This window comes from Acinetobacter sp. ANC 5054 (assembly GCF_002135295.1).
In the GTDB taxonomy this organism is placed as follows: Bacteria; Pseudomonadota; Gammaproteobacteria; order Pseudomonadales; family Moraxellaceae; genus Acinetobacter.
On record NZ_NEGG01000002.1, the window covers coordinates 103,455 to 126,250 of the forward strand.

Below are 22,796 nucleotides of genomic sequence, written 5' to 3' on the forward strand. Positions count from 1 at the left end.
TCAACCATCAAACGTTGAAAAAACTGTTTCTTTGCAAAAAACCAATGGCAGGTCATCCCTGCCATCAGCTATTTCAATCCTATTATTTAACGGCTTTGCCCGCTTTGAAGTTCGCAAGAACCGCAGCACGTTCTTTGTCTGACATTGAAATCAGACCCGCTTTTTCAAGCTTAGAACCTTTACCAGAAACTTTTTTGCTCACAAAGAATTCTGTAAATTCTTTTAAGCCTTTAATTGATTTTAAGTGCTCGCCTTTCACGTAGAAGAACAATGGACGAGATACCGGGTAAGAACCATTCAGAATTGTTTTCTCTGATGGCGCAACGTTATTCACTGTCGCTACGCGTAATTTGTCACGGTTTTGGTCATAAAAACCTAGACCAAATACACCTACTGCATTTGGTGAAGTTTTTAAACGTGCCAATGTTTCTGTGTAATCGCCCGCAATTTCAATCACGCGACCATCTTTACGGAAAGTTGAACATGCTTTCTTTTGTGCATCTTTATCTAAAGCTTTGATTGCTGCATACGTTTCACAGCCTGCATCAACCATTTTTTCTTGGAATACTTCACGTGTACCGTGGTTCGATGCTGGAATGACTAAAGTAATTGCTTCGTTTGGTAATGTCGGATCAATTTGGTTCCAACGTGTATATGGGTTAGCAACCATTTTACCGTTTGATGGTAATTCAGCAGCTAAGGCAGCATATACGTGTTGTGGACGTAATTTAAATGCCGCTTTTTTTGCATTTGAAGCAAAGACGATACCGTCATAGCCTATTTTAATTTCTAAAATTTGGTTTACACCGGCTTTTTTACAAGCAGCAAGTTCAGTGTCTTTAATTTTACGAGATGCGTTTGCAATGTCGATTGTGTTGTCACCAACGCCATTACAGAATTGTTTCAGACCACCAGAAGTACCGCCTGAACCAACAACAGGTGCTTTAAATTGTGGGAATGTATTACCAAACTCTTCCGCAACGATACTTGCATAAGGCAGTACAGTTGAAGAACCAGCAATTTGGATCGTGTCACGAGCTGCATTTGCAGTTGTTGCAACAGTTGCCCCAGTGATTGCCACAGCAAGTGCGATATGATTTAAGCGCATTCTCATCTCTCTTTATTGATGCATTTATTGGAGTACGCCACTTTTTATTAAAGTCTTGTACTTTTTCGATACCTGCATTTTGATTTTAGAGTATGACAGTTAAGTTACACCTTTATGACGCTTTTATGATAATTGATGATTGGCCTTTGATTTAAATATATTTCCTTAATTTTCAATATGTAATAAATTTTATCAAGGTATAAATCTGTTTAATTTCTAATTTAAGATTGGTAATATTTCACGCATATGTCACATTTTGTCTTAATTTAAATTTCAATTTTCGAATGAAATCCGCAAATCTTCCAATTCATTGATTGCAATATTTCATTCTTGTGAATGCGAAAACGATATAAGTGAAATAGTTTAACGTTCGTTTTTAGGTCAGCGGATTCCATTAATTAAATTTTTCATAACAGCCCACTACCTTACATACTTATCAAAGGTGAAATGAAGACAGATGTATAAATCACTAAGTCATGAATACATTCAACCTTGATCTAAACTTCAAATGCGATAAGTAGGTTATTTTTCAATGGTTGCGGTATTGTGAAATACATCTGCCTTTTACCGAAACGCTGACGATTCATTTTTCAAACGATAGCAAACTAGTGATTATGAATGCGACTTCAGCTATGACAGCCCGTTCTACACGCCTATTTGGGCCCATATGTCTAATTATCACAATGAATTGCCTGTAGAGGATGCTTAGGACTTTAAGCTAAAAATATTTGAGGAAGACCGTTTAGCCTCTGAATCGCAAAAGCCTGAATTCTTACCACTAGACTTGAGTATAGAAGCACATTTTCCAGCCGATCGCTGTTCGAGTATGTACCGAAAACTATTGCAAAAGTAAGGTTTTAGTCCATTGTTTGCGGCTTAAGTAATATCACCGATTTTGTAAAAGTGAATGGACGCTCTTTATCTATCACATTTATGCCCCCTCATCCCAACCATCTCCCAAAGGAGAAGGAACTACGGAGATTAATTTTAAGTCATACTCAATATCATTTGATTTCATTAAATTAATTGCAAAATCTATTTTAACCATCAGATCTTTAATGATTATCAAATCACATGACAAGCGGCATGGATGCCGCAAAGCAGCACTGAGGGATAGGACATCCCTTCAGTGCTGCAAAGGATTTTTGTTACTTTTCATCCTTGAAAAGTAAGGCCTCACCACACATTACAAAGACATGTTAATCCCAAAAATTTCGGTTGAAAGACAATAAAAAAGGAGCTCTTACGAGCCCCTTCTTCTACAACTACCAAATGACGATTAATCAATCGCAGGTGTATATGTACCGTCAGCGATTGCATCTTTAATACGATCTGCCTCAGCAAGCACAAGTGCAAGCAAGTTCTTCACGTTGTCCAAAGTTGCCACTGGGCTTAAAGTGGTCATTTTCAATGATTGAACCTGACCTACTTTCGTTACACCAATATTCGCTTCGCCACGTGCAAACAATTCGTCTGCAACGTTTTGGTTCAGTGTATCAAGCAATTCCGCTGGATAACCTGCTGGAATTACACGGAACAATACAGATGCGAATTGTGGATCAACCAACATTTCAAGACCATCCGTTGCATCAATATATGCTGCAACATCACGTGTTAAACCCACACCGTGATCGATCATCGAACCGTAAAGCTCTTCACCCAATGCTTCAACTGTCATCCACAATTTCAACGCATCAAAACGACGAGTTGTTTGTAGTGATTTAGACACCAAGTTAGGAACGCCATGCTCTTCATCATAAGCAGAGTTTAAATACTCAGCTTCATAGTGCATGAAACGGTAATTTGCTTCGTCTTTCAGTAAGAACGCGCCACATGAAATCGTTTGGAAGTAATGCTTATGGAAATCAAGCGTTACAGAGTCAGATAGCTCAATACCATCTAACATTGAACGATAGTCATTTGAAAGAATCAGTGCACCACCCCATGCAGCGTCGATATGCATCCACGCGCCATATTTATTGGTGATTTCACGTACTTCTTTCAATGGATCAATTGCGCCTGCATCGGTTGTACCCGCAGTTGCAACCACACATGCCACAATCTTACCTTCCGCGTGAAGGTGCGCCATGGTTTTCTCAAGTGCGTCCATGTCCATGCGTGCATTTGCATCTACAGGAACAGTCACCACAGATTGGAAGCCCATGCCCATCATCGCCATGTTCTTTTGCACAGAGAAATGTGCATTTTCAGAACAGATGACTTTAACGTTACGCATTGCGTCGCTTGGTACACCATCACGCTGAACAGACCACGGATTGCCGTTTTCGTCTTTCCAGTTTTTCGCGATGCACGCATCACGTGCAAGCAAAACGCCCATCAAGTTAGACTGTGTACCGCCAGAAGTGAATACACCTGCTTGACCTGCACCATAGCCTACTTTTTGGCGAAGCCAGTCGATCAACTGAACTTCCATCAATGAACCTGCAGGGCTTTGGTCCCATGAGTCCATCGATTGGTTTGTTGCGTTAATTAGCACTTCTGCGATTTGACTGGTCACCATGGTTGGGCAATGCAAATGCGCAAGTGAATGCGGATGATGCACTTTTAAGCTTTTATTTAAGAAAAGCTCAACCATACGATCAAGAGATTTTTGTACACCTAAGCCTTCTTTAGAAGGATTGAAAGCGATTGCAGAGCGAAGCTCTTTAATGCTACCGCCCGTGTACATTTTGTCATTTTGCAACCATGCAGATACAGCTTTTACAGCTGAATCCATTGCCGACTGATAGTCAGCAATGGATTGTGCATCATTGCAGAATAACGCTTTACGATGTTCTGCAAAATCTACCATGTCTTATGCGCCTCGAGTTGCAACAAGTGCTTCAGCAAGTGCTTTCTTGAAGCGAACAATGACTTCTTCACATTCAGCTTGATTGATGATCAATGGGCAAAGTAAGCGAATCACTGTACCGTTACGACCACCTTTTTCTAATAACAATTTGTTATCGAAACATGCAGCTTGAATTGCTGCTGCCAATTGACCATCACCTGGTAATGAACCCATGTGATCAGCTGGTTTACGTTCGTCAACGATTTCAACACCAATCATCAAACCAAGGCCACGCACATTACCGATACATGGAAATTCTGCCGCTAATTTTTTAATTTCAGCTTGTAAGAAATCACCACGTTCTTGCGCGTTTTGAGCCAAGTTTTGTTCTTTAATGGTTTTGATCGTTGCAAGACCCGTACCCATCGCCAATTGGTTACCACGGAAAGTACCCGTGTGACCCGCTGGTTGCCAAGCGTCGAACTTACGTTTAATACCAAGCACTGCAAGCGGTAAGCTACCACCAACAGCTTTAGACATTACAACGACGTCTGGCTCAATACCCGCATGTTCAAAGGCAAACATTTTACCTGAACGTGCAAAGCCCGCTTGAACTTCATCAAGAATCAACACGATGTTGTGCTTTTCAGTCACTTCGCGGATTTTCTTCAACCATTTTACTGGTGCAGTCACTACACCGCCTTCACCTTGGATCGCTTCCAAGATCACAGCAGCAGGTTTTGTTACACCGCTTTCTACGTCTTCAATGAAGTTTTCGAAATAATACGTTAATGCGTCAACACCCGCTTCACCACCAAGACCCAATGGGCAGCGGTACTCATGCGGATATGGCATAAATTGAACACCCGGCATTAAACCGTTCACAGCGTTCTTCGCAGACAAGTTACCTGTCATTGCTAAAGCACCGTGAGTCATACCATGGTAACCACCTGAGAAGCTGATTACTGAACTACGACCAGTGTAGGTTTTGGCTAATTTAATTGCTGCTTCTGTACCATCTGCACCAGACGGGCCACAGAACTGTAGACAATACTCTTCCTTACCACCTGGTAATTGCTCAAGTAGTGCTTCAGTGAAAGCATCTTTTAAAGGTGTTGTTAAATCCAAAGTATGCAAAGGGAGACCACTAGCAAGTGTGTCTTGAATACTTTGAACGACCGCAGGGTGATTATGGCCTAATGCCAAGGTCCCTGCCCCAGCTAAACAATCGAGGTACTCTGTACCTTCAACATCGGTAACCCAGCAACCTAAGGCTTTTGCTATCGCAAGTGGAAGTTTACGTGGATAGCTACGAACATTCGATTCCATCTGACTTTGGCGAGTTAAATAGTATTCGTTAGTAGACTTAGGGGCAGAATTTACTGAAGAAACGCTCATATCGAATTACCATCTCTGATATGGGTTAAAAGAAATAAGTCGGGGGACTTTCGGTCTTTTGACTCGGTGCTTTATGAGTTTCCAGTTAGTTTTAAAAGCTCTTTGTGTAATGGCTAACTAGACGGCGGATGATACAGTTTTTTTCAGAAAAATAAATCACTTTTATGATCAAATAATTGGATAATTCTGCAAAAAAATTGATCATCCCTTTTTACTGTTTGAATTATCATCTTAACGTGTGACAAAACAAAGAAAACCCTTTTAGTTTATGCTTTTTTACTACTTATGCAGGATTATTGTAATTTTCAAATAAATATTAATTTAAATTAATAATTTATAATGAATTTTAAAATATAATGTGATTATATTTTGTTGGTAAATTTACAAAGCTGCCACAGATTTTCCTTTTATCCAGCACAATCACCTTTTAATATAAATCCATAAGCCAAATCAATCATTCTTAAAGAAGAATAGGTCATAACAATGCGTAAAATTATCTTATCTAGTCTCCTCGTAGCATCTGCATGTGGTCTTGCGACGCTTACACAAGCTGCTGACCCATTAAATTACAACATTGTGAATATTCAAGCCGATGCTACTCGCAAAGTTTCAAATGATGAAATGCTTGCGGTTTTGTTTATTGAAAAATCCAACAAACAACCTGCTGAACTCGCAACTCAAATTAATCAGTTGATGAGTCAAGCGGTTGCAACAGCGCGTAAATACCCACAAGTTAAAATTGAAACAGGATCTCAATCTACCTACCCCATTTATGACAATGACAATCGTAAATTAAAAGAATGGCGTGGTCGTGCTGAAGTGCGTTTAGAAAGTACAGACTTTAAAGCGGCAAGCCAATTGATCAGTGAGTTACAACAAAACTTCCAAACTCAATCGATCAATTTTACAGTGTCCGATGCTCAACGTAAAAAAGTGGAAAATGAATTGATGGTAGAAGCCTCAAAAAACTTCCAACAACGCGCTCAAGCCTTAGCACAAGCGTGGAGTAAGTCAGGTTATAATTTGGTTAATCTGAATTTAAATACTAGCAATTATGGCGGTCAGCCCGTACCACGCATGGCAATGATGAAAGCTGCGATGGCAGATGCCGTGCCTGAACAAGAAATGGCAGCTGGTGAATCAAATATTACTGTCAATGCCAATGGTTCGATTCAATTTAAATAATTAAATTCATTTTAAGAAACCGTGCTTTAGCGCGGTTTTTTTTGATTACAAATTTCACTTATTCTTTATTTAAATTAAAAAGTCTATTAGCTTAATCAAATTCATAGTTTTAAATGATAATCATCCTTATTTAAATTTATCACACTCAAGATTATGATACGCGCTCTCTCCATTGCTCACACTTTTATGTATAGTTCAAGCAAAAAATCTCCAAAGCTTCAAAACTTCCCGTTATTACCGCTGAGTATTGCCGTAGGTATAAGCATGGTTACCACTATGGCTTCTGCTGCTGAAAATACAGAGACAGCACAAGCTGATGTTTTGCCGACCATCACCATTGAAACTCAAGGTAACTGGCTGGAAAACGCCAATGAAAAAAAGGTGCAAAAGCATGCCGGTGCGCGAACCATCATTGACCTTAAACGCTTAAATGAAAGCGCAGCAACATCTCTTAAAGATGCGTTACGCCAAGTTCCCGGTGTTCAGGTTCAAGAAAATAATGGTACTGGCGGTAGCGATGTTTCATTAAATATTGGCGTTCGAGGATTAACCTCTCGCCTCTCTCCACGTTCAACTGTGTTGATCGATGGCATACCAATGTCATTTGCACCGTATGGCCAACCACAGCTTTCGATGGCGCCAGTTTCATTGGGAAATGTGGAATCTGTTGATGTAGTCCGTGGCGCAGGTTCTGTTCGTTTTGGGCCACAAAATGTCGGCGGTATTATTAATTTTGCCACGCGTAGCATTCCTGAAGAATTTAAAGGTACAGTGGCATTAAACTCTGAATATGCAACAGGCACAGATCAGGTAAAATTAAGTCCTAGTCTGTTTGTTGGTGGTACATTAGATAATGGTTTAGGTCTTGCCTTGCTTTATTCAGGTACTAAAGGTAATGGTTATCGTGAAGCGAACAATAAAAATGACATTGATGATGTCATGTTAAAAACCGCTTATGACATAACTGATCAGGATAAAATCGCATTAAATTTCCATCACTACGATGGTACAGGTGAAATGCCTGAAGGTTTAAGCGCTGCTGAATTCGAAGCAAATCCATATCAAACGTCGCATTATCGTGACTTTTTCACTGGCCGTCGTTCAGACGTATCCTTACGTTATACACATAAAGATGACACGAACAACTTTGAACTTTTAAGTTATTACATCGACTCATTCCGTACTAGTAACCTTGAATCCATTTTAGCCAATGGCAATCATCGCTTAGATACTTCACCGCGCGATTATAAGGTCTTTGCCATTGAGCCACGTTATTCACGTAGCTATAGCTTAGGGAGTACGCTGAATGAAGTGACTGTCGGCTACCGTTATATGGATGAAGAAAGCACCGAGCTCGCAGGTCGTACTGAATACGCAGAAGCTGCTGAACCCGGTCAATTTATTGCACGTACCCGTAGTGCGGGTGGCACCAAAGCACACGCTGCTTATATCGATAACCGTATAGAACTGGGTAAATGGAATATTACACCCGGCGTTCGTTTTGAATCGATTAATACGCAAAACAGTTTTAGTGCCTATAAAAATGGCGTATTACAAAATACTGTTCATCCATCGATTCAATCAGATGAATTTTTACCAAGTTTAGCTGTCCTGTATAAAGCAACTGACCATTGGAATTTCTTTGCCAACGCAGGTGTTTCGTTTGGTCCACAGCAATATAACCAATTAGCAACAACGCAAGGCACTACAGCGGTCACTACGTTAGATGGCTTACATCCTGAAAAGTCTAATAACTATGAAATTGGTACCAAATATTTAGGCAATGGTTTGAGCGCTGAATTGACTGCGTTTTATCTAGATTTTGACAAAGAACTGATTTTAGAACGCGATGCTGCAAATAATGGCATATGGACTGACCTCGGTGCTACAAGTCATAAAGGGATCGAAACCGGTTTTAGCTATGACTTTGGACATTTAGCTGACAATCTCGAAGGCTTGAAAGCCTATGGTAATTACACCTATACCAAAGCTGTTGCTGAAGCAGGTAACTTTAAAGGTAAGGATTTGCCCTTCTATTCACAAAATGTCGCAAACTTTGGCTTAGGCTATAAATATGATGCTTGGTCAATCAATGCCGATATGTACGCACAATCTAAACAACGTGCCCCAGGTAACCAAGATTCGGGGATCTACCAAACTGAAGAAACTGAAAATGGTAAACTGGGCAATATTCCAGGCTATTCAACTTTCGCTGTGCGTACCGGCTATGACTTTAGTGGTTCGCTACAAGGGGTTAAAGTTGCTGCTGGTATTAAGAATGTGTTTGATAAACAGTATTTCACCCGTTCATCAGATGCAACAGGTGGTAAATATATCGGGCAGCCACGTACCTTCTTCTTACAGACTTCTTTCGACTTTTAAACTGGTCTAAATATAAAATCCCACCGCGTGTGGGATTTTTATTGAATAACACATATGGACATCCATATATTCATATGTAAAGATATATGCAAATCCATATATATAGATTGACATGGAACAAACTGAATTTTTCAAATTACTTGCAGATGATACTCGTCTGAACATCATCATGCTGTTGGCATGTAAAGGTGAACTCTGTGTCTGCGAACTCACCGAGTCCCTTGAATTAAGCCAACCCAAAATTTCACGTCATTTGGCATTACTGCGTTCATCGGGTGTGCTGAGTGATCAGCGTAAAGGTCAATGGGTCTATTACTCCATTCACCCTGCACTGCCTACTTGGTGTACACAAATACTTGATGTTATGCGTCACCAAGAACGATTTAAAAACCTCGATTTAAATTCCCAAAAAAACACAACAACATTGTGTGAAACACTATGAATTTTTTATTTCTATGTACTGGCAATAGCTGCCGTAGCATTTTATCTGAAGTTCTTTTTAATGAGCGTGCCCCTGAAGGTTTCCGTGCCTATAGCGCAGGTAGTAAACCTTCAGGACAAGTCCACCCGTTTACTTTAAAAACCCTGCACAACCTCAATCTACCTACTGAGGGCTTGTCGAGTAAAACCATCGCAGCATGTGAACAATACCAACCCGATGTGGTGATTACTGTTTGTGGATCAGCTGCGCAAGAAGCCTGTCCTATTTTTCTTGGTTCTGCCATCAAAGCACACTGGGGCTTAGAAGATCCTTCCCATTTAGAGCTTGCAGATGACATAAAACTTGCAGCATTTCTAGATACTGTGGCGCATATTAACCGCCGTTTAGATGCATTATTTGCGCTCGATTTTAAGCAATTAAGTTGTGAAGAACTCAACCAAGAAATCCAAAAAATTTCAGAGATCCAATAATGGCTGCTGCAAAACTGTCTTTTCTGGACCGCAATCTAACGCTATAGATTTTTATTGCGATGGGCTTAGGCATAGGAATTGGCATCTATTTTCCAAGAGCTTCTATAGGTTTAAATCAAATCACTGTGGGCAATGTCAACATCGCCATTGCGATTGGTTTAATTCTGATGATGTATCCACCTTTAGCCAAAGTGGATTACCAAACACTACCTGAAGTTTTTAAAGATAAACGCACTTTAACTTTGTCATTACTACAAAATTGGGTCATTGCACCTTGTTTAATGTTTATTTTGGCAATCGTATTTTTACAGCAGTATCCAGAATACATGACCGGCTTGATCTTAATTGGTTTAGCACGTTGTATTGCGATGGTTCTAGTTTGGAATGATCTAGCTTGCCGGGATAACCAATATGTTGCGGCTTTAGTGGCATTTAACAGTATTTTTCCAAATTGCATTTTTTAGTACCTACGCATGGCTCTTTTTGAGTTTTTTACCACCTTATTTTGGTATAGAAGCACAAGTGATCCAAGTCAGCTTTTGGACCATCACACATTCAGTATTGGTGTATTTAGGTATTCCCTTCCTGCTCGGTTTCCTGACGCGTGCAATATTGGTAAAACAAAAAGGTCTGGCTTGGTATAAAAATCAATTTATACCCAAAATCAACCCCATCAGTTTAATCGCATTACTCTTTACCATTGTGGTGATGTTTAGCCTCAAAGGTGCAGATGTCGTGAGCCTTCCGATGGATGTACTGCGTATAGCCATTCCGCTGACGATTTACTTCGTTGCCATGTTCTTTATGAGCTTTTTAATGAGCAAATATATGGGTAATAATTACGCTAAGACAACTGCCATTTCATTTACCGCTGCGGGGAATAATTTTGAACTGGCTTTAGCTGTTGCGATTGCGACTTTTGGTATAGCCTCACCTGTTGCATTTACCACCATCATTGGCCCTTTGGTCGAAGTTCCAGTCCTGATTGCTTTAGTCAGTGTTTCGCTTTGGCTCAAACGAAAACTGTATTCGGAGTCTTAACATGAAATTACCAAATATTAATATCGACTTATTGAAGACGCCGCAATTTAAGCAGATTCAAGCACAAGAACTGGCTCATCCACCACGTATATTATTGCTCTATGGGTCTAACCGCGAACGCTCATTTAGCCTCCTAACGGTATTGGAGGCGGGTCGAATCCTTGAACATTTTGGTGCTGATGTACGGATTTTCCATTCTAAAGGCCTTCCTTTACCTGAAGATGCTGAAATTACTCACCCTAAAGTTCAAGAACTACATGAATTATTAGCGTGGTCAGAAGGCATGGTATGGTGTTCACCAGAACGCCATGGTTCAATGAGCTCCATTTTGAAAGCACAAATTGATTGGATACCACTTGCAGCTGGCGCTATTCGTGCCACGCAAGGCAAAATACTGGCTCTTATGCAAGTTTGCGGTGGTTCGCAGTCCTTCAATGCAATCTATCAAATGCGAATTTTGGGGAGATGGATGCGTATGATTACAATTCCAAATCAATCTTCTGTAGCGAAAGCTTTTACAGAGTTTGACGAACAAGATCGAATGAAGCCTTCTTCTTACTACACTCGCATTGTAGATGTAATAGAAGAACTCTATAAATTTACGCTGATGACTCGTGGTCAATCCGCTTACCTCACAGACCGCTATTCGGAACGCCTAGAAAGTGCTGACAAACTTTCTAAACGGGTCAATCAGGGAAATTTATAACAAAAAATCCCGCTCGAAAGCGGGATTTTTTATATAAGGAAATAATTCTAAAATTAGTAAATCGACATATGATTGCGATGGATCATCTCAAGTGAGCGAGCCTCACCAAGTACTTGATGAACTTTGTCCGAAGCCAGACCTTTAACAATTTCAGCCGAACGCGAACTAAAGTTCACACGACCGACGGCAACACGATGACCTTGTGTATCGACACATTCCACCACATCACCACGTTCAAAATGCCCTTCGACTGCACGCACACCAACGGGCAATAAACTACGATGGTTATCACGAATAGCTTTAACCGCACCATCATCAATGACCAAGCGACCTGCGGTTTGCAAATGAGCCGCTAACCATTGCTGATGCGCTGTGACACGGTCATTATCGGTTATGAATAAGGTACCGAGCAATTCACCTGCCATTACACGTGAAAGAACGTTATCACTATCACCACTCGCAATCACAGTTGGACAACCCGATTTGGCTGCCAAACGTGCTGCACGGACTTTAGTCAACATGCCGCCACGACCGAATTTACCGCCGCCGCCTGCCATATCAAATAAGGTTTCATCCATGGCCCGCACGGTATGGAACAATTTTGCATTTGGATTCGAGCGTGGGTCTGAGTCAAACATGCCTTCTTGGTCAGTTAAAATCACCAACAAATCTGCATGAACCTGACCTGCCACCATCGCAGCCAAAGTATCGTTATCGCCAAAACGAATTTCATCGGTAGATACTGTGTCATTTTCATTAATGACCGGAATCACGCGCCACTCAATCAAGTTCTGCAAAGCATCACATGAGTTGAGGTAACGACGGCGGTCAGCCAAATCATCATGGGTCAATAACACTTGAGCGGTGCGAATAGAACGTTGCTCTAAAACACTCGACCAAGTATGAATGAGGCCCATCTGACCAATGGCAGCACAAGCCTGTAGACTGGGTAGATCTGTGGGTCGGTTGTCTAATTGCATACGAACCATACCTTCAGCCACAGCACCGGAAGACACAAGAATGATCTCGTACCCTGCATTGTGTAGTTCTGCAATTTGACCCGCCCAATGCGAGATCGCGTCCAGATCTAAACCTTTTCCGTTTGCTGTGAGTAAAGATGATCCGATTTTAACAACGATACGTTTACAACCCTTGAGCTGACGCTGACCATCTACCACTTCTATCATCCTGTCCTCAGACTTATTTGCTTTGACTCTAGTTCAGCTATTAACGTACGTAGTACGATTCTGCTTCATCTTCACCATCATCATCTTCATCATCAAAGTCATCACCTTGATCTGCCAGACGTTGTTGACGGCGCATTTCACGATATGCTTCTTTTGCAGCAATTGTTTGTTCACGTGTTTCAGCTTCAAGCTGGTCACGGAATGCTTTAATTTCTGCAGCATATTCAGGATCTTCAACTTCGCGTTCACGTTGTTGTTCAATTTGATCCATCAAGTAGTACACAACATCTTTAGTGCCTTCAAAGGTTAAACCTGAAGTTTTAAAGACTGGACCATCCCATTGCAATTCAGCAAGAATATGATCACACCATTCGTCACGAGTATCGTCCACAAGTTGATCGACTTTGTTCAATACAAGCACAATTGGTAATTTTGAAAGTGTCGGAGAGAATTTTTTCAACTCTTCCAAAATGGCTTTCGCATTGTATGCAGGGTCCGAACCATCAATCGGTTGAACATCGACAATGTGTAATAAAATACGAGTACGTGCCAAATGTTTCAGGAAGCGAATACCAAGACCTGCACCTTCTGCAGCGCCTTCGATTAGACCTGGAATATCAGCCATGACAAATGAGCGGTGACTATCCGCATCAACCACACCTAGGTTTGGCACCATAGTGGTAAATGGATAATCTGCAACTTTTGGTTTTGCTGCTGAAACTGCGCGGATAAATGTTGATTTACCTGCGTTAGGCATCCCTAACAGACCAACATCTGCCAGTACTTTTAATTCAAGGCGAATTTCACGATATTCGCCTTTTGAGCCGTGTGTACATTTACGAGGAGAACGGTTGGTTGAAGATTTGAAGTGAGTATTCCCCAAGCCACCTTCACCACCTGCTGCCACTAACACACGCTGACCGTCAGCCACTAAGTCGCCGATGATATCGCCAGATTCTGTATCTACAATAGTTGTGCCCACTGGAACGAGCAATACGGTATCTTCACCGCCACGGCCTGAGCAGTTTGCCCCACGACCATTTTTAGCACGTTCTGCACGGAATTTACGTGTATAACGATAATCTACAAGGGTACTTGTGTCGTTGTCGGCTTGTACAAATACATTACCGCCACGGCCACCATCACCACCATCTGGACCACCAAATGGTACGAATTTTTCACGGCGAAAACTGGCTACGCCATTGCCACCGTCGCCAGCCTCTACGGTAATGACTGCTTCATCAACAAAGCGCATATTTGCCAATCCTCTAAAAACTTTAAAACCGCTTATTCTGCCATATTTTAAAGAATTTCTCGAATAATATTATTCAGCAATACTATAAATTTCATTCATCTTCGTGCTGATGCAAATTTTTAAGATAATCCGCACATAAGTTAAAAATTTATAAACCCAAATTGTGGGCACACATGATTAATTTTTGACTCATTTCATAAAACTCTAAATGCTATTTACGCGCATTTTCCTTTGATTCAATGATCTCAGGTAAGCTTCTTTCAACCCAACCAATCAGATGCATTAATTTTTCTGCTGCCTGCGAACCCATTAAAGTCAATTGATATTCCACTTTAGGCGGCACTACTGGATACACCGTTCTTAAAATAAAACCGTCCTGCTCTAGCATTTTTAAAGTTTGTGCGAGCATCTTTTCACTGATCCCTTCTATACGCTGTTTTAACTCACTAAAACGATGTACACCTTCAGTTAAACAACGCAGTACAAGCACAGACCATTTATTGGTGAGGTGTTCTAATATTTCACGTGATGGACAATCCGTGGATAAAACTTGACCAAGTAATTTACTTGTAGCGTAGGTATTCATTAATTCTTTCCTCAGGCTCACTTACTTACTTTTTGGTACGTACTTACATTTAGTAAGTTATCAGATTAAGATTTAATCATCAAGATCATTTAATCAACAAAAAGAGGGTTTGAAAAATGAAAATTGCAATTACTGGTGCAACAGGTCAACTTGGTCAATTGGTCATTCACTATTTACTGAAAGAACAAGCTGCAGCAAATATTGTCGCTTTAGTCCGTAGTCCTGAAAAAGCCGAAAATTTAAAAGCTCAAGGTGTGGAAATTCGTCATTTTGATTATGATGCGCCAGAAACATTAGTCCCTGCCTTACAAGGGATTGATAAATTACTTTTGATTTCTGCAAATGAAATTGGCCGCCGCACGCCACAGCATAAAGCAGTCATTGAAGCTGCTGTAAACGCAAAAGTACCGTATATCGCTTATACCAGTCTTTTACGTGCAGATACTTCGCCACTCGGTTTATCACAAGAACACCGTGAAACAGAGAGCCTAATAAAAAATAGCGGATTAAGTTATACCTTTCTACGCAACAATTGGTATATCGAAAATTATCTCGCGAGCGTTGCACATGTTGCAGAAACTGGCACTTTATTGGGTGCAGCGAAGGATGGGCAAATTAATGCCGCAACACGTGCTAACTATGCTGAAGCAGCAGCAAAGGTATTAAGTGGCTCTGGCCATGACAATAAAACCTATGAACTCGCTAGCTCTGAAAGTTTTAGCTTGGCAGATTTAGCACAAACCATTGCGCAGGTTTCTGGCAAAGCAGTTCAATATCAAAATCTGTCAGCGACAGATTATACACAAGGACTTTTACACGCAGGCTTACCTGAAGCTTTGGTCTATGTCATTGTCGATGCTGATGTCCACACAACAAATGGCGCGATGTATAGTGATGATAAAACCCTAGAGCAGTTGATTGGCCATCCAACCAGCACTGTTATTGATGCTGTCAAAGCTGCAATTCACAATTAAAACTAATTCATTAAATCTGATAAAAAAGCCCTATGACTGTATAGGGCTTTTTTGATTTGAGTGCATGGATTAAGGTCTTAAACTTTTCAGCGGCAAATCCATATTTATATTTAAATTGGCTTTGGTATTTCGTTCTGCGTTGTACATGGTTGCATTAAAACTGGCAATTTTTCGCATCGTCATCGGATCATTCAGTTTTAACTTCGGCGCAAATTGGTGTACCACATGTAAGTCCACCTTTTCATCAAATTGAAAATGCACAGGCCCATTAAAATTGATACGAATAGGTATGTTATAGCGGCGCTTTAAATGAAATGGCACATCGAGGTGGATCGGAATGTTCATTTTTAAAGGTAATTTCGGTACTAAATTATTTTTAACGACCAAATCAGTAGTGGCTTCTAGAGGCATTATTTGATTGATCTTGATATAGGTCAAATAATCAATATCTACCGAAATTGGGACTTCTACACTAAATTGTAAATCCGCCAGATATTTGCCTTTTAACGGTAGCTGTAGTTTACGGTCTAAAGCGATTTGGGTATCCAAAGTCCCGATGGACTGAGTTTGCAAATAATTGCCCACAGAAATTTTCGTCGGTAATGAATGTGACAATTGAATGTCGGCATTTTTTGCACGCACTTGCATCGACGCATAAATATTTAAATACAACCAAAATAGCACCGCAACCAATAGCACAACTGCGATAAAACTTAAAATGATGCGTTTTGGCGATTGAAAGATCCACATGGCTTACTCCTGAGCTTTCGCTTCAGTTTTGGCATGCTCTCTGTTGAGTCGCAATGTTTTCAAGGGAATCACCAATTCCCCTTTTTTAATTTGAACAGGCAGCGTATTTTGCACATCAACCGTGGCTTTTAATGCCGTTTTAATCGGCACATTCAAGTTTCCTTGAATTGGGATATTGGTTTTTAAATTGGCATTCAATGGAATATGTAAATTTTCCTTCAATACGGTTTTGACTGGTGCATCAAATTTCAAATGGACTTTTTGTTCTAGCGGAATATTAATATTAACGGGGATATCTAGCTGAATCGGAATATTCCCTTTTAATGGCAAAGTCACATCCTGCCCTAAAACTTTGACTTGAACTTGAGTATCTACAGGCAAACTTTGATTAACTTTTAAGGTTTCCCTTACAGGTATCGTGGTTTTAATCGGTACTTGATTATCAAAATACACTCTTGGGGTCAGCGTCTGGGTAAGCGGAATATTTAGATTTTCATGAATCGGAATCTCGGCATTCACCCGCCCTGTTACGTCTACATCAAGCGCATCATGAATTTTCACTTCTGCTTGTAGCGGCTCTTGCAGGTCAATATTGACGCTTTGATTTTCAAGTGGAATATAAATATTGAAGTGTTTAAACACCCATATGGCGAGGAGCACACCAATGAGTGCAGCAAACACGATAAATGCCAATCCACTGAGCATGTGTTTTACTTGCAAACCAAATCCTTTTGCTTTTGTATTTATACAGACTTATCTTGGCTGAATAATGGGTCGAACTTTGCAATTTTTTGTAGCTATTTATTAATAAATTTCAATTATTTAATTTAAAATATTAAAAGAATTTTCCTCATTATACTTAAGCAAAATTATACTTACACTGGCTTAAGCCACAAATATACATGATCATTTTGATCAATCACTTTTTTAGCCCTATATGTAGGCTTCCAATATATTCATTTCCTAAACATAAACTAAAAACATAAAAAAAGAGCCCCAAATGAGGCTCTTTTTTTGCGATTCACTAATTAAGCATTAGTTTCAGCAGGAACTTTTGGATAGCTTACGCCGCCCATTTGTTCAGCAATACGCAATACTTGGCAGCTATAACCTACTTCGTTATCGTACCATACATAAGCAGTTAAACGGTTACCTGAAGTGATTGTTGCTTGCGCATCAAATACACCTGCAGTACGTGAACCGATAAAGTCAGAAGATACAACTTCTGTAGAGTTTGTATAACCGATTTGACCTTGAAGGCTAGAGTTGATTGAAATTTGACGAATGTATTCGTTTACTTCTTCACGATCAACATCTTGACCCAATGTAAGGTTCAAAATTGCTAAAGATACGTTTGGTGTAGGTACACGTACTGAGTTACCAGTCAATTTACCTTGAAGCGCTGGAAGTGCTTTAGCAACCGCTTTAGCAGCACCAGTTTCAGTGATCACCATGTTTAAAGTAGCAGCACGACCACGACGGTCAGCTTTATGGTAGTTATCGATCAAGTTTTGGTCGTTTGTAAACGAGTGAACTGTTTCAACGTGACCATTAATCACTGTGTATTTGTCATTTAACACTTTAAGTGTTGGTGTGATCGCGTTTGTTGTGCAGCTTGCAGCAGAGATGATTGTATCTTCATCAAGGATGTCAGCTTGGTTCACACCGTAAACAACGTTCTTCATGTCACCTTTTCCAGGTGCAGTTAGAATAACGCGTGCAGCACCTGGACATTTAAGGTGTTGAGCAAGACCTTCTGAGTCACGCCATTTACCAGTGTTGTCGATTACAAGTGCATTGTTAATACCGTATGCAGTGTAATCCACTTCAGATGGGTTAGATGCATAGATCACTTTAATGAAGTTACCGTTTGCAATAATTGCTTCGTTTTCTTCATCAACAGAGATTGTGCCAGCAAATGGACCGTGGATAGAATCACGACGTAACAATGACGCACGCTTTTCTAAATCGCCATCAGATGATTTACGAACAACGATTGCTTTAAGGTTAAGACCACGACCTAAACCTGATTGGCTAATCATTAAACGCGCAAGGATACGACCGATGCGACCGAAACCGTAAAGAACAACGTCTCTGTTTTCTACGTTCGTTGCATTTCCTTCAAGTGATTTAACAGCATCAGCAACAAATGCATCTACATCGCCGCCTTTTGCTTTAAATTCTTCAGCAAGTTTGCCAAGATCAATTTCAGCAGTACCGATATTGTCAATTTTTGCCAAAGCTTCAAGAATTGGGAATGTGTTTACTACAGAAAGTTCAACATCCAATACACGAGTACGACGGTGAGCTTTAAGAATTTGGATAACCGAACGGTTAATTAAAGAACGACCGTATACTGTAGCTACGATGTTTTTTTCACGATATAACTGACCCACTAGGGCAATCATACGTTCCGCAAGTTCTTCACGGTTTTTCCAGCGACCTTGGTGCTCTGCATGTAGGGCAACGATAGTGTCTTTGCTCACAGATACGTCCTCTAATTAATTGTAAATCTAAGCTAAATTTCAAAACCCCACAATTGTAATGGAAATCTGCAAATTAATGAATCTAAAAGCAGAGTTCCTACAAGTTATTTTCCATTATATTCACTATCAATTTTAAAAATAGTTGCTTTTAGCATGATGATTTTATGACTGAAAGTGCAAAAAACTCCTTTTTACAGATTTTTTGTCACAAAGTTCTAATTGGAGCTTTATCGGTCAGTTGTGTGTACATCTTTTTAAATTGAAAAGCAAAAGCGATTTATTTAATCTTAATTTGATTTATTTTTATCAGCTTGAAAACTCAATTTTAAGCACAGGTAAATGCGTTCAATTTTCAAAATTATGGGCAAATTGTTCGATGTCAAAATCAAAATAACGCGTACTAAATTCAACCAATTGCGGCAATTTATCCAGTCCATTGTCCCCTTGCGCTAATGCAAAGCGACGATACTCTGGCTCAGCTTTTATATTTTCATCCATAAGCTCAAAATCGAGCGTCACAATATATGCTGCATGTTGTTTGAACACACTTAACACCTGCATAAAAGCATTGCGTTTTAATTGCTGTTTCGCTTTGGTTAATGCTAAAGCGTTGCTTTCATATTCACCCGATTTGGTCATACGTTTGGAAAAACCAACATGCGATGCTGTAGGAGCAACTAAATCATTCAATGTATTTTCAGTATTTAATTGCTGATATTCACTTAAAATTTGGCGCAGCAAATTTGCTAACTCAAGTCTTGGCGCTTGAGACAAAGCGTGAAATTTTTCCCATTCATCTTCATTATGTGGCGTGAATATTTCGTAACGACGTTTTTTTAAGAGCAATAACCACGCCTGTAGTTTTTGTTTGAGATGGTTTAATTCAATATGTTCAATCGCAAAAAATTGAAGTTGTAGTGCATTGAATTCAGCAATCAGATTTTGGCACAGACCCAACATTTTGAAATAGACAAAATCAAATTGCACTGAATCTGTCAGTTGAAATTTAACACTGTGTTGTAATGGTTCTAATATTTCCGATTTTAAAATATGCTCAAACTGATTAAGTACCTGTGATGCATGTTCTGTATGTTCTAGAGTATACAAAAGTGGAATTAACTGCGTATCGACGACCTGCTGTAACTGCTCCACCATGCTCTGTACTTCAAGGGAAATAAAGCCCTGCATTCGAGACAGTTGTAAGACTTGCGCTTTGATCTGTTCAATATAGTCATTTTCTAAAGTCGTTTTTAAATCAACCACCAATCCATTAAACATGGATTGATCATGAGATTCTGACTTTAGAAAATAAGTTATGCCAAATGCTGAAGCTTCAGCAAAATTCGGTGCCAAGACAAATACAAATTCTGCACTTTGTAATAATCCAAAATGTGCAGCTTTCTGCTCACGCTTTAGATAATATTTAAATATAGGATGTTTCAACACAGCAGCATCTTGACGGACGGTTGCTTGAAATGCCTGACCCAATAGTTGCTGCTTTAGAAAAATTTCAACAATAAAACTTTTAACTTGTCGTTTGCTGAGTTGTCGATCATCTTGAGGAACTTCGATGTTTATCGCATGAATAATCTGCGCCGCATTTAAAATAAAATGATGATGTAGCAAAATTTTTTCATGCTGTAATTCAAAGTCCTCTTCAACATCAATATCCCGAATAAAACTTAGGCTCTGCTCTAATAATTGTGCAATCTGGTAACAGTCGTTGAAAGTTCTTAACTGTTCAAGTTGCTCTGCTAGATATAGTGCGTTTTCACGCATTTGCTCATCATTCAATACTTTTAGCAATTTGGCGAAATTGAGCGGTGGCTCATGCTCAAATCGATGATTTGCACTATTCCAAACGATCCCTTTCGGTATTAGGATCTGTTGCTGAACCAGTTCCATTTGATCCATATTTAACTGCGGCCAAATTTGAGCCAATACATCCTGCCAGTGCAGATCTAACGTCGGCACCAATTGTGCGAGTTGCACGCGTACTTCAACAGGAATAACCACGGATTGCATATTTTGCCCTTGGAAAAATATCCATTTTTCGTCAAAAATCAGTCGTTTTTTATCGTAAATAAATGCTAATAATTTCGCATCTGCTATTCAACATCATTCATCCTGAATTTTGTACTAAATAGCATCATTGATGTTTTTATATGGTTGTAGTTTAAGTTTTTCTTATCAAACAGCAACTACAGATTTTGACGCATCAGTTATTTAGCGCTCAATGCTGTATTAAATTGAACATAATCCACTTCCAACCTATTTTAAATAGCTGCAATATTCTTGCTTCGTTTTAGGAATCGATACGTTTATTGAGTTGTTCAATATTTTGCGTTAAAGCGCGTGCATTTGCTTTTTGTTTATAGACATGCAAAATGCCTTCAACAACCAATAATAGTACTGCACACCAAATTGGAATATAGGTTAACCATTCTTCAGCTTCGACCCGTTCCCCTAAAGCAATTGAGGCAAAGGCAAGTAGCACAGGTTCCAAATAGCTGAGCAAACCAAAAATCACAAAAGGTAAATATCGGCTTGCCAACATATAACTGCCCAGACCTAAAGCACTTAAAAAACCCAGACCAATGATAGCCAAGATGAGATGTGGAAATGCCACCATCAAATTAAAGGTGTTGCTATGAATAAAGCCGAGATAAAACGCAACAGGAAGAATTAAGCACAAATCCCACCAAAAGCCACCGAGATGATCAGTCTTAAAGGTTCGACGTAAAAAGAAATAGATCGGATATGCCACTGCAACATAAACGGTTTCCCATGCAATGCTACCTATACGCCATATTTCATGACCCACACCTAAAATTGCCAATGCAACTGCCGCCATTTGCCATCTGGAAAGTTTTTCCTTATACAACACACAACCGACCAAGACCATCACTAGTGGTAACAGGAAATAACCCAACGAAACTTGCAGACCGCGACCATTAATCGGTCCCCAAAGAAATAACCAAAGCTGAGTGGTACATAAAAGTGAGCTGATGATTAACCACAGCAAAAAAACAGGTTGTTGAATGACGCGCTTAAAGATTTCGCTCACTTTATTTAAATCTTTCATCCACCACATAAAGACCGTTAAAAAAGGCAGTGTTGCTAGCATACGCCAGGCAAAAGTCTGCTCACTGTCTAAGGGTTTAAGAAAAATTGTAAAGAAATACAATATGCCAAAAGTGACTGATGCCAATACAGACAATGCAACGCCCTTATACATCTTTCACTCCAAAGCAAATCATTAAATTGAAATCATTTTTTACTTGATGAATCAAGTATCTTCAATTAAGCATTCTAGCAAATAAAAAACCATGCGCAGGCATGGTTTTTTAGCATTTGTTCAAATCGTTAAAATATTTATTTCACTGTTTGCTTGGTATGAATGATGTCGGACAAATCATAGCCAACTGATTGCGCATAATTTAAATATTCTTGAATCACATTTTGATCAGGATGTGCTGAACGCGACAAGACCCACATATATTTACGGCGTGGTTCTCCCACCAAAACCGTTTGATAATCATCATCAATTTTTAAAACCCAGTAATCACCACGCCCGACAGGTAACCAGCGAATCGCTTCAGGTAAAAAGCTAACTTTTAATTTAGTATTAAATGGTGCATTTTGTACAAATGCTTCACCTACCGACTGCTGTTTACTTCCATCTTTAGATACACAGCGGTTATTTACAGTAACGTTTCCGTTTTCATTTAAGGTATATGCCGCCGTAACATCTCGATCACAGCTTTTCTGAAAGACCATCGGCTTACGCGCTACTTCGTACCACACGCCCAAATAACGATCCAGCTCTACTTTGTCTACAGTTTGCAGGGGTTTAGTTTGAGCATATGCCATCGTGGCAGCACCCAGTCCAATGAGCACAGCTGCACCCACGGCAATTTTTGCCAGTTTAAAACCTGCTTTCGGAATTTCTTTTGTTGTCATTTTGACTCCTCATTTCTATGCAAACTGTCGCAAAGATAAGCGAATACTTTGTTTTTTCATTTTAACTGTAGC

The 22,796-nt window shown here is 39.8% G+C and carries 18 protein-coding genes and 2 pseudogenes; 8 read left to right on the forward strand and 12 right to left on the reverse strand.

What is annotated here, in order from left to right:
* Nucleotides 1-82: 82 nt before the first annotated feature.
* Nucleotides 83-1,108: a substrate-binding domain-containing protein gene (locus B9T33_RS02780; RefSeq protein ID WP_086177435.1), complete on the reverse strand. Its 1,026-nt coding sequence runs from the start codon at nucleotides 1,106-1,108 to the stop codon at nucleotides 83-85.
* 527 nt (nucleotides 1,109-1,635) lie between these two features.
* Here B9T33_RS02780 and B9T33_RS02785 point away from each other — a divergent pair.
* A pseudogene (locus B9T33_RS02785) lies at nucleotides 1,636-1,961 on the forward strand (aromatic ring-hydroxylating dioxygenase subunit alpha); the annotation flags it as partial.
* 426 nt (nucleotides 1,962-2,387) lie between these two features.
* Here the strand turns inward: B9T33_RS02785 and B9T33_RS02790 are convergent.
* On the reverse strand, nucleotides 2,388-3,920 hold the full coding sequence (locus B9T33_RS02790; RefSeq protein ID WP_086177436.1) for a pyridoxal phosphate-dependent decarboxylase family protein: 1,533 nt from the start codon (nucleotides 3,918-3,920) through the stop codon (nucleotides 2,388-2,390).
* A gap of 3 nt (nucleotides 3,921-3,923) precedes the next feature.
* Complete coding sequence (locus tag B9T33_RS02795) at nucleotides 3,924-5,297, reverse strand: diaminobutyrate--2-oxoglutarate transaminase (protein ID WP_086177437.1); 1,374 nt, start codon at nucleotides 5,295-5,297, stop codon at nucleotides 3,924-3,926.
* 483 nt (nucleotides 5,298-5,780) lie between these two features.
* Here B9T33_RS02795 and B9T33_RS02800 point away from each other — a divergent pair, with 483 nt between their 5' ends.
* The 6 genes and pseudogenes from B9T33_RS02800 to arsH all read left to right on the forward strand — a co-directional run bounded on the left by B9T33_RS02800 (nucleotide 5,781) and on the right by arsH (nucleotide 11,523).
* On the forward strand, nucleotides 5,781-6,482 hold the full coding sequence (locus B9T33_RS02800) for an SIMPL domain-containing protein (RefSeq protein WP_086177438.1): 702 nt from the start codon (nucleotides 5,781-5,783) through the stop codon (nucleotides 6,480-6,482).
* A gap of 264 nt (nucleotides 6,483-6,746) precedes the next feature.
* Nucleotides 6,747-8,864, forward strand: coding sequence for a TonB-dependent receptor family protein (locus B9T33_RS02805; RefSeq protein WP_228145768.1), 2,118 nt, complete (start codon nucleotides 6,747-6,749; stop codon nucleotides 8,862-8,864).
* Nucleotides 8,865-8,976: 112 nt separating this feature from the next.
* Nucleotides 8,977-9,306 carry a metalloregulator ArsR/SmtB family transcription factor gene (locus B9T33_RS02810; RefSeq protein ID WP_086177440.1) on the forward strand — a complete coding sequence of 110 codons (330 nt, stop codon included), beginning with the start codon at nucleotides 8,977-8,979 and terminating at the stop codon, nucleotides 9,304-9,306.
* Nucleotides 9,303-9,776 (forward strand): arsenate reductase ArsC, encoded by a 474-nt coding sequence (locus B9T33_RS02815; protein ID WP_086177441.1) that lies wholly within the window; start codon nucleotides 9,303-9,305, stop codon nucleotides 9,774-9,776. The genes B9T33_RS02810 and B9T33_RS02815 overlap by 4 nt, the downstream gene beginning before the upstream one ends.
* A 59-nt stretch (nucleotides 9,777-9,835) precedes the next feature.
* Nucleotides 9,836-10,817, forward strand: a pseudogene (gene arsB / locus B9T33_RS02820) (ACR3 family arsenite efflux transporter).
* A 1-nt stretch (nucleotide 10,818) separates the two neighbouring features.
* The gene (gene arsH / locus B9T33_RS02825) at nucleotides 10,819-11,523 is read left to right on the forward strand and encodes an arsenical resistance protein ArsH (protein ID WP_086177442.1); all 705 of its coding nucleotides are present in this window, start codon (nucleotides 10,819-10,821) and stop codon (nucleotides 11,521-11,523) included.
* 53 nt (nucleotides 11,524-11,576) lie between these two features.
* On the opposite strand, the gene proB is transcribed toward arsH, so the two are convergent.
* From proB to B9T33_RS02840, 3 genes are all read right to left on the reverse strand, one after another.
* Nucleotides 11,577-12,710: a glutamate 5-kinase gene (gene proB / locus B9T33_RS02830; protein WP_086177443.1), complete on the reverse strand. Its 1,134-nt coding sequence runs from the start codon at nucleotides 12,708-12,710 to the stop codon at nucleotides 11,577-11,579.
* Between the two features lie 40 nt (nucleotides 12,711-12,750).
* Nucleotides 12,751-13,965 carry an Obg family GTPase CgtA gene (gene cgtA / locus B9T33_RS02835; RefSeq protein WP_086177444.1) on the reverse strand — a complete coding sequence of 405 codons (1,215 nt, stop codon included), beginning with the start codon at nucleotides 13,963-13,965 and terminating at the stop codon, nucleotides 12,751-12,753.
* A gap of 211 nt (nucleotides 13,966-14,176) precedes the next feature.
* Nucleotides 14,177-14,551, reverse strand: a complete 375-nt coding sequence (locus B9T33_RS02840; RefSeq protein WP_086177445.1) for a winged helix-turn-helix transcriptional regulator — start codon at nucleotides 14,549-14,551, stop codon at nucleotides 14,177-14,179.
* Nucleotides 14,552-14,667: 116 nt separating this feature from the next.
* Between B9T33_RS02840 and B9T33_RS02845 the strand changes: the two genes are divergently transcribed.
* Complete coding sequence (locus B9T33_RS02845) at nucleotides 14,668-15,525, forward strand: SDR family oxidoreductase (RefSeq protein WP_086177446.1); 858 nt, start codon at nucleotides 14,668-14,670, stop codon at nucleotides 15,523-15,525.
* 69 nt (nucleotides 15,526-15,594) lie between these two features.
* On the opposite strand, the gene B9T33_RS02850 is transcribed toward B9T33_RS02845, so the two are convergent.
* The 6 genes from B9T33_RS02850 to B9T33_RS02875 form a co-directional block, all read right to left on the reverse strand.
* The gene (locus B9T33_RS02850; protein WP_086177447.1) at nucleotides 15,595-16,275 is read right to left on the reverse strand and encodes a hypothetical protein; all 681 of its coding nucleotides are present in this window, start codon (nucleotides 16,273-16,275) and stop codon (nucleotides 15,595-15,597) included.
* A 3-nt stretch (nucleotides 16,276-16,278) separates the two neighbouring features.
* A complete protein-coding gene (locus B9T33_RS02855) occupies nucleotides 16,279-16,980 on the reverse strand; it encodes an MFS transporter (protein ID WP_171263566.1) in 702 nt (233 codons plus the stop codon).
* Nucleotides 16,981-17,303: 323 nt separating this feature from the next.
* On the reverse strand, nucleotides 17,304-18,761 hold the full coding sequence (locus B9T33_RS02860) for a glyceraldehyde-3-phosphate dehydrogenase (protein ID WP_086177449.1): 1,458 nt from the start codon (nucleotides 18,759-18,761) through the stop codon (nucleotides 17,304-17,306).
* A 345-nt stretch (nucleotides 18,762-19,106) separates the two neighbouring features.
* Nucleotides 19,107-20,786: a hypothetical protein gene (locus B9T33_RS02865; RefSeq protein ID WP_086177450.1), complete on the reverse strand. Its 1,680-nt coding sequence runs from the start codon at nucleotides 20,784-20,786 to the stop codon at nucleotides 19,107-19,109.
* A gap of 280 nt (nucleotides 20,787-21,066) precedes the next feature.
* Nucleotides 21,067-21,999 (reverse strand): EamA family transporter RarD, encoded by a 933-nt coding sequence (rarD, locus tag B9T33_RS02870; protein WP_086177451.1) that lies wholly within the window; start codon nucleotides 21,997-21,999, stop codon nucleotides 21,067-21,069.
* Between the two features lie 137 nt (nucleotides 22,000-22,136).
* Nucleotides 22,137-22,724, reverse strand: coding sequence for a lipocalin family protein (locus B9T33_RS02875; protein WP_086177452.1), 588 nt, complete (start codon nucleotides 22,722-22,724; stop codon nucleotides 22,137-22,139).
* Between the last annotated feature and the right edge of the window lie 72 nt (nucleotides 22,725-22,796).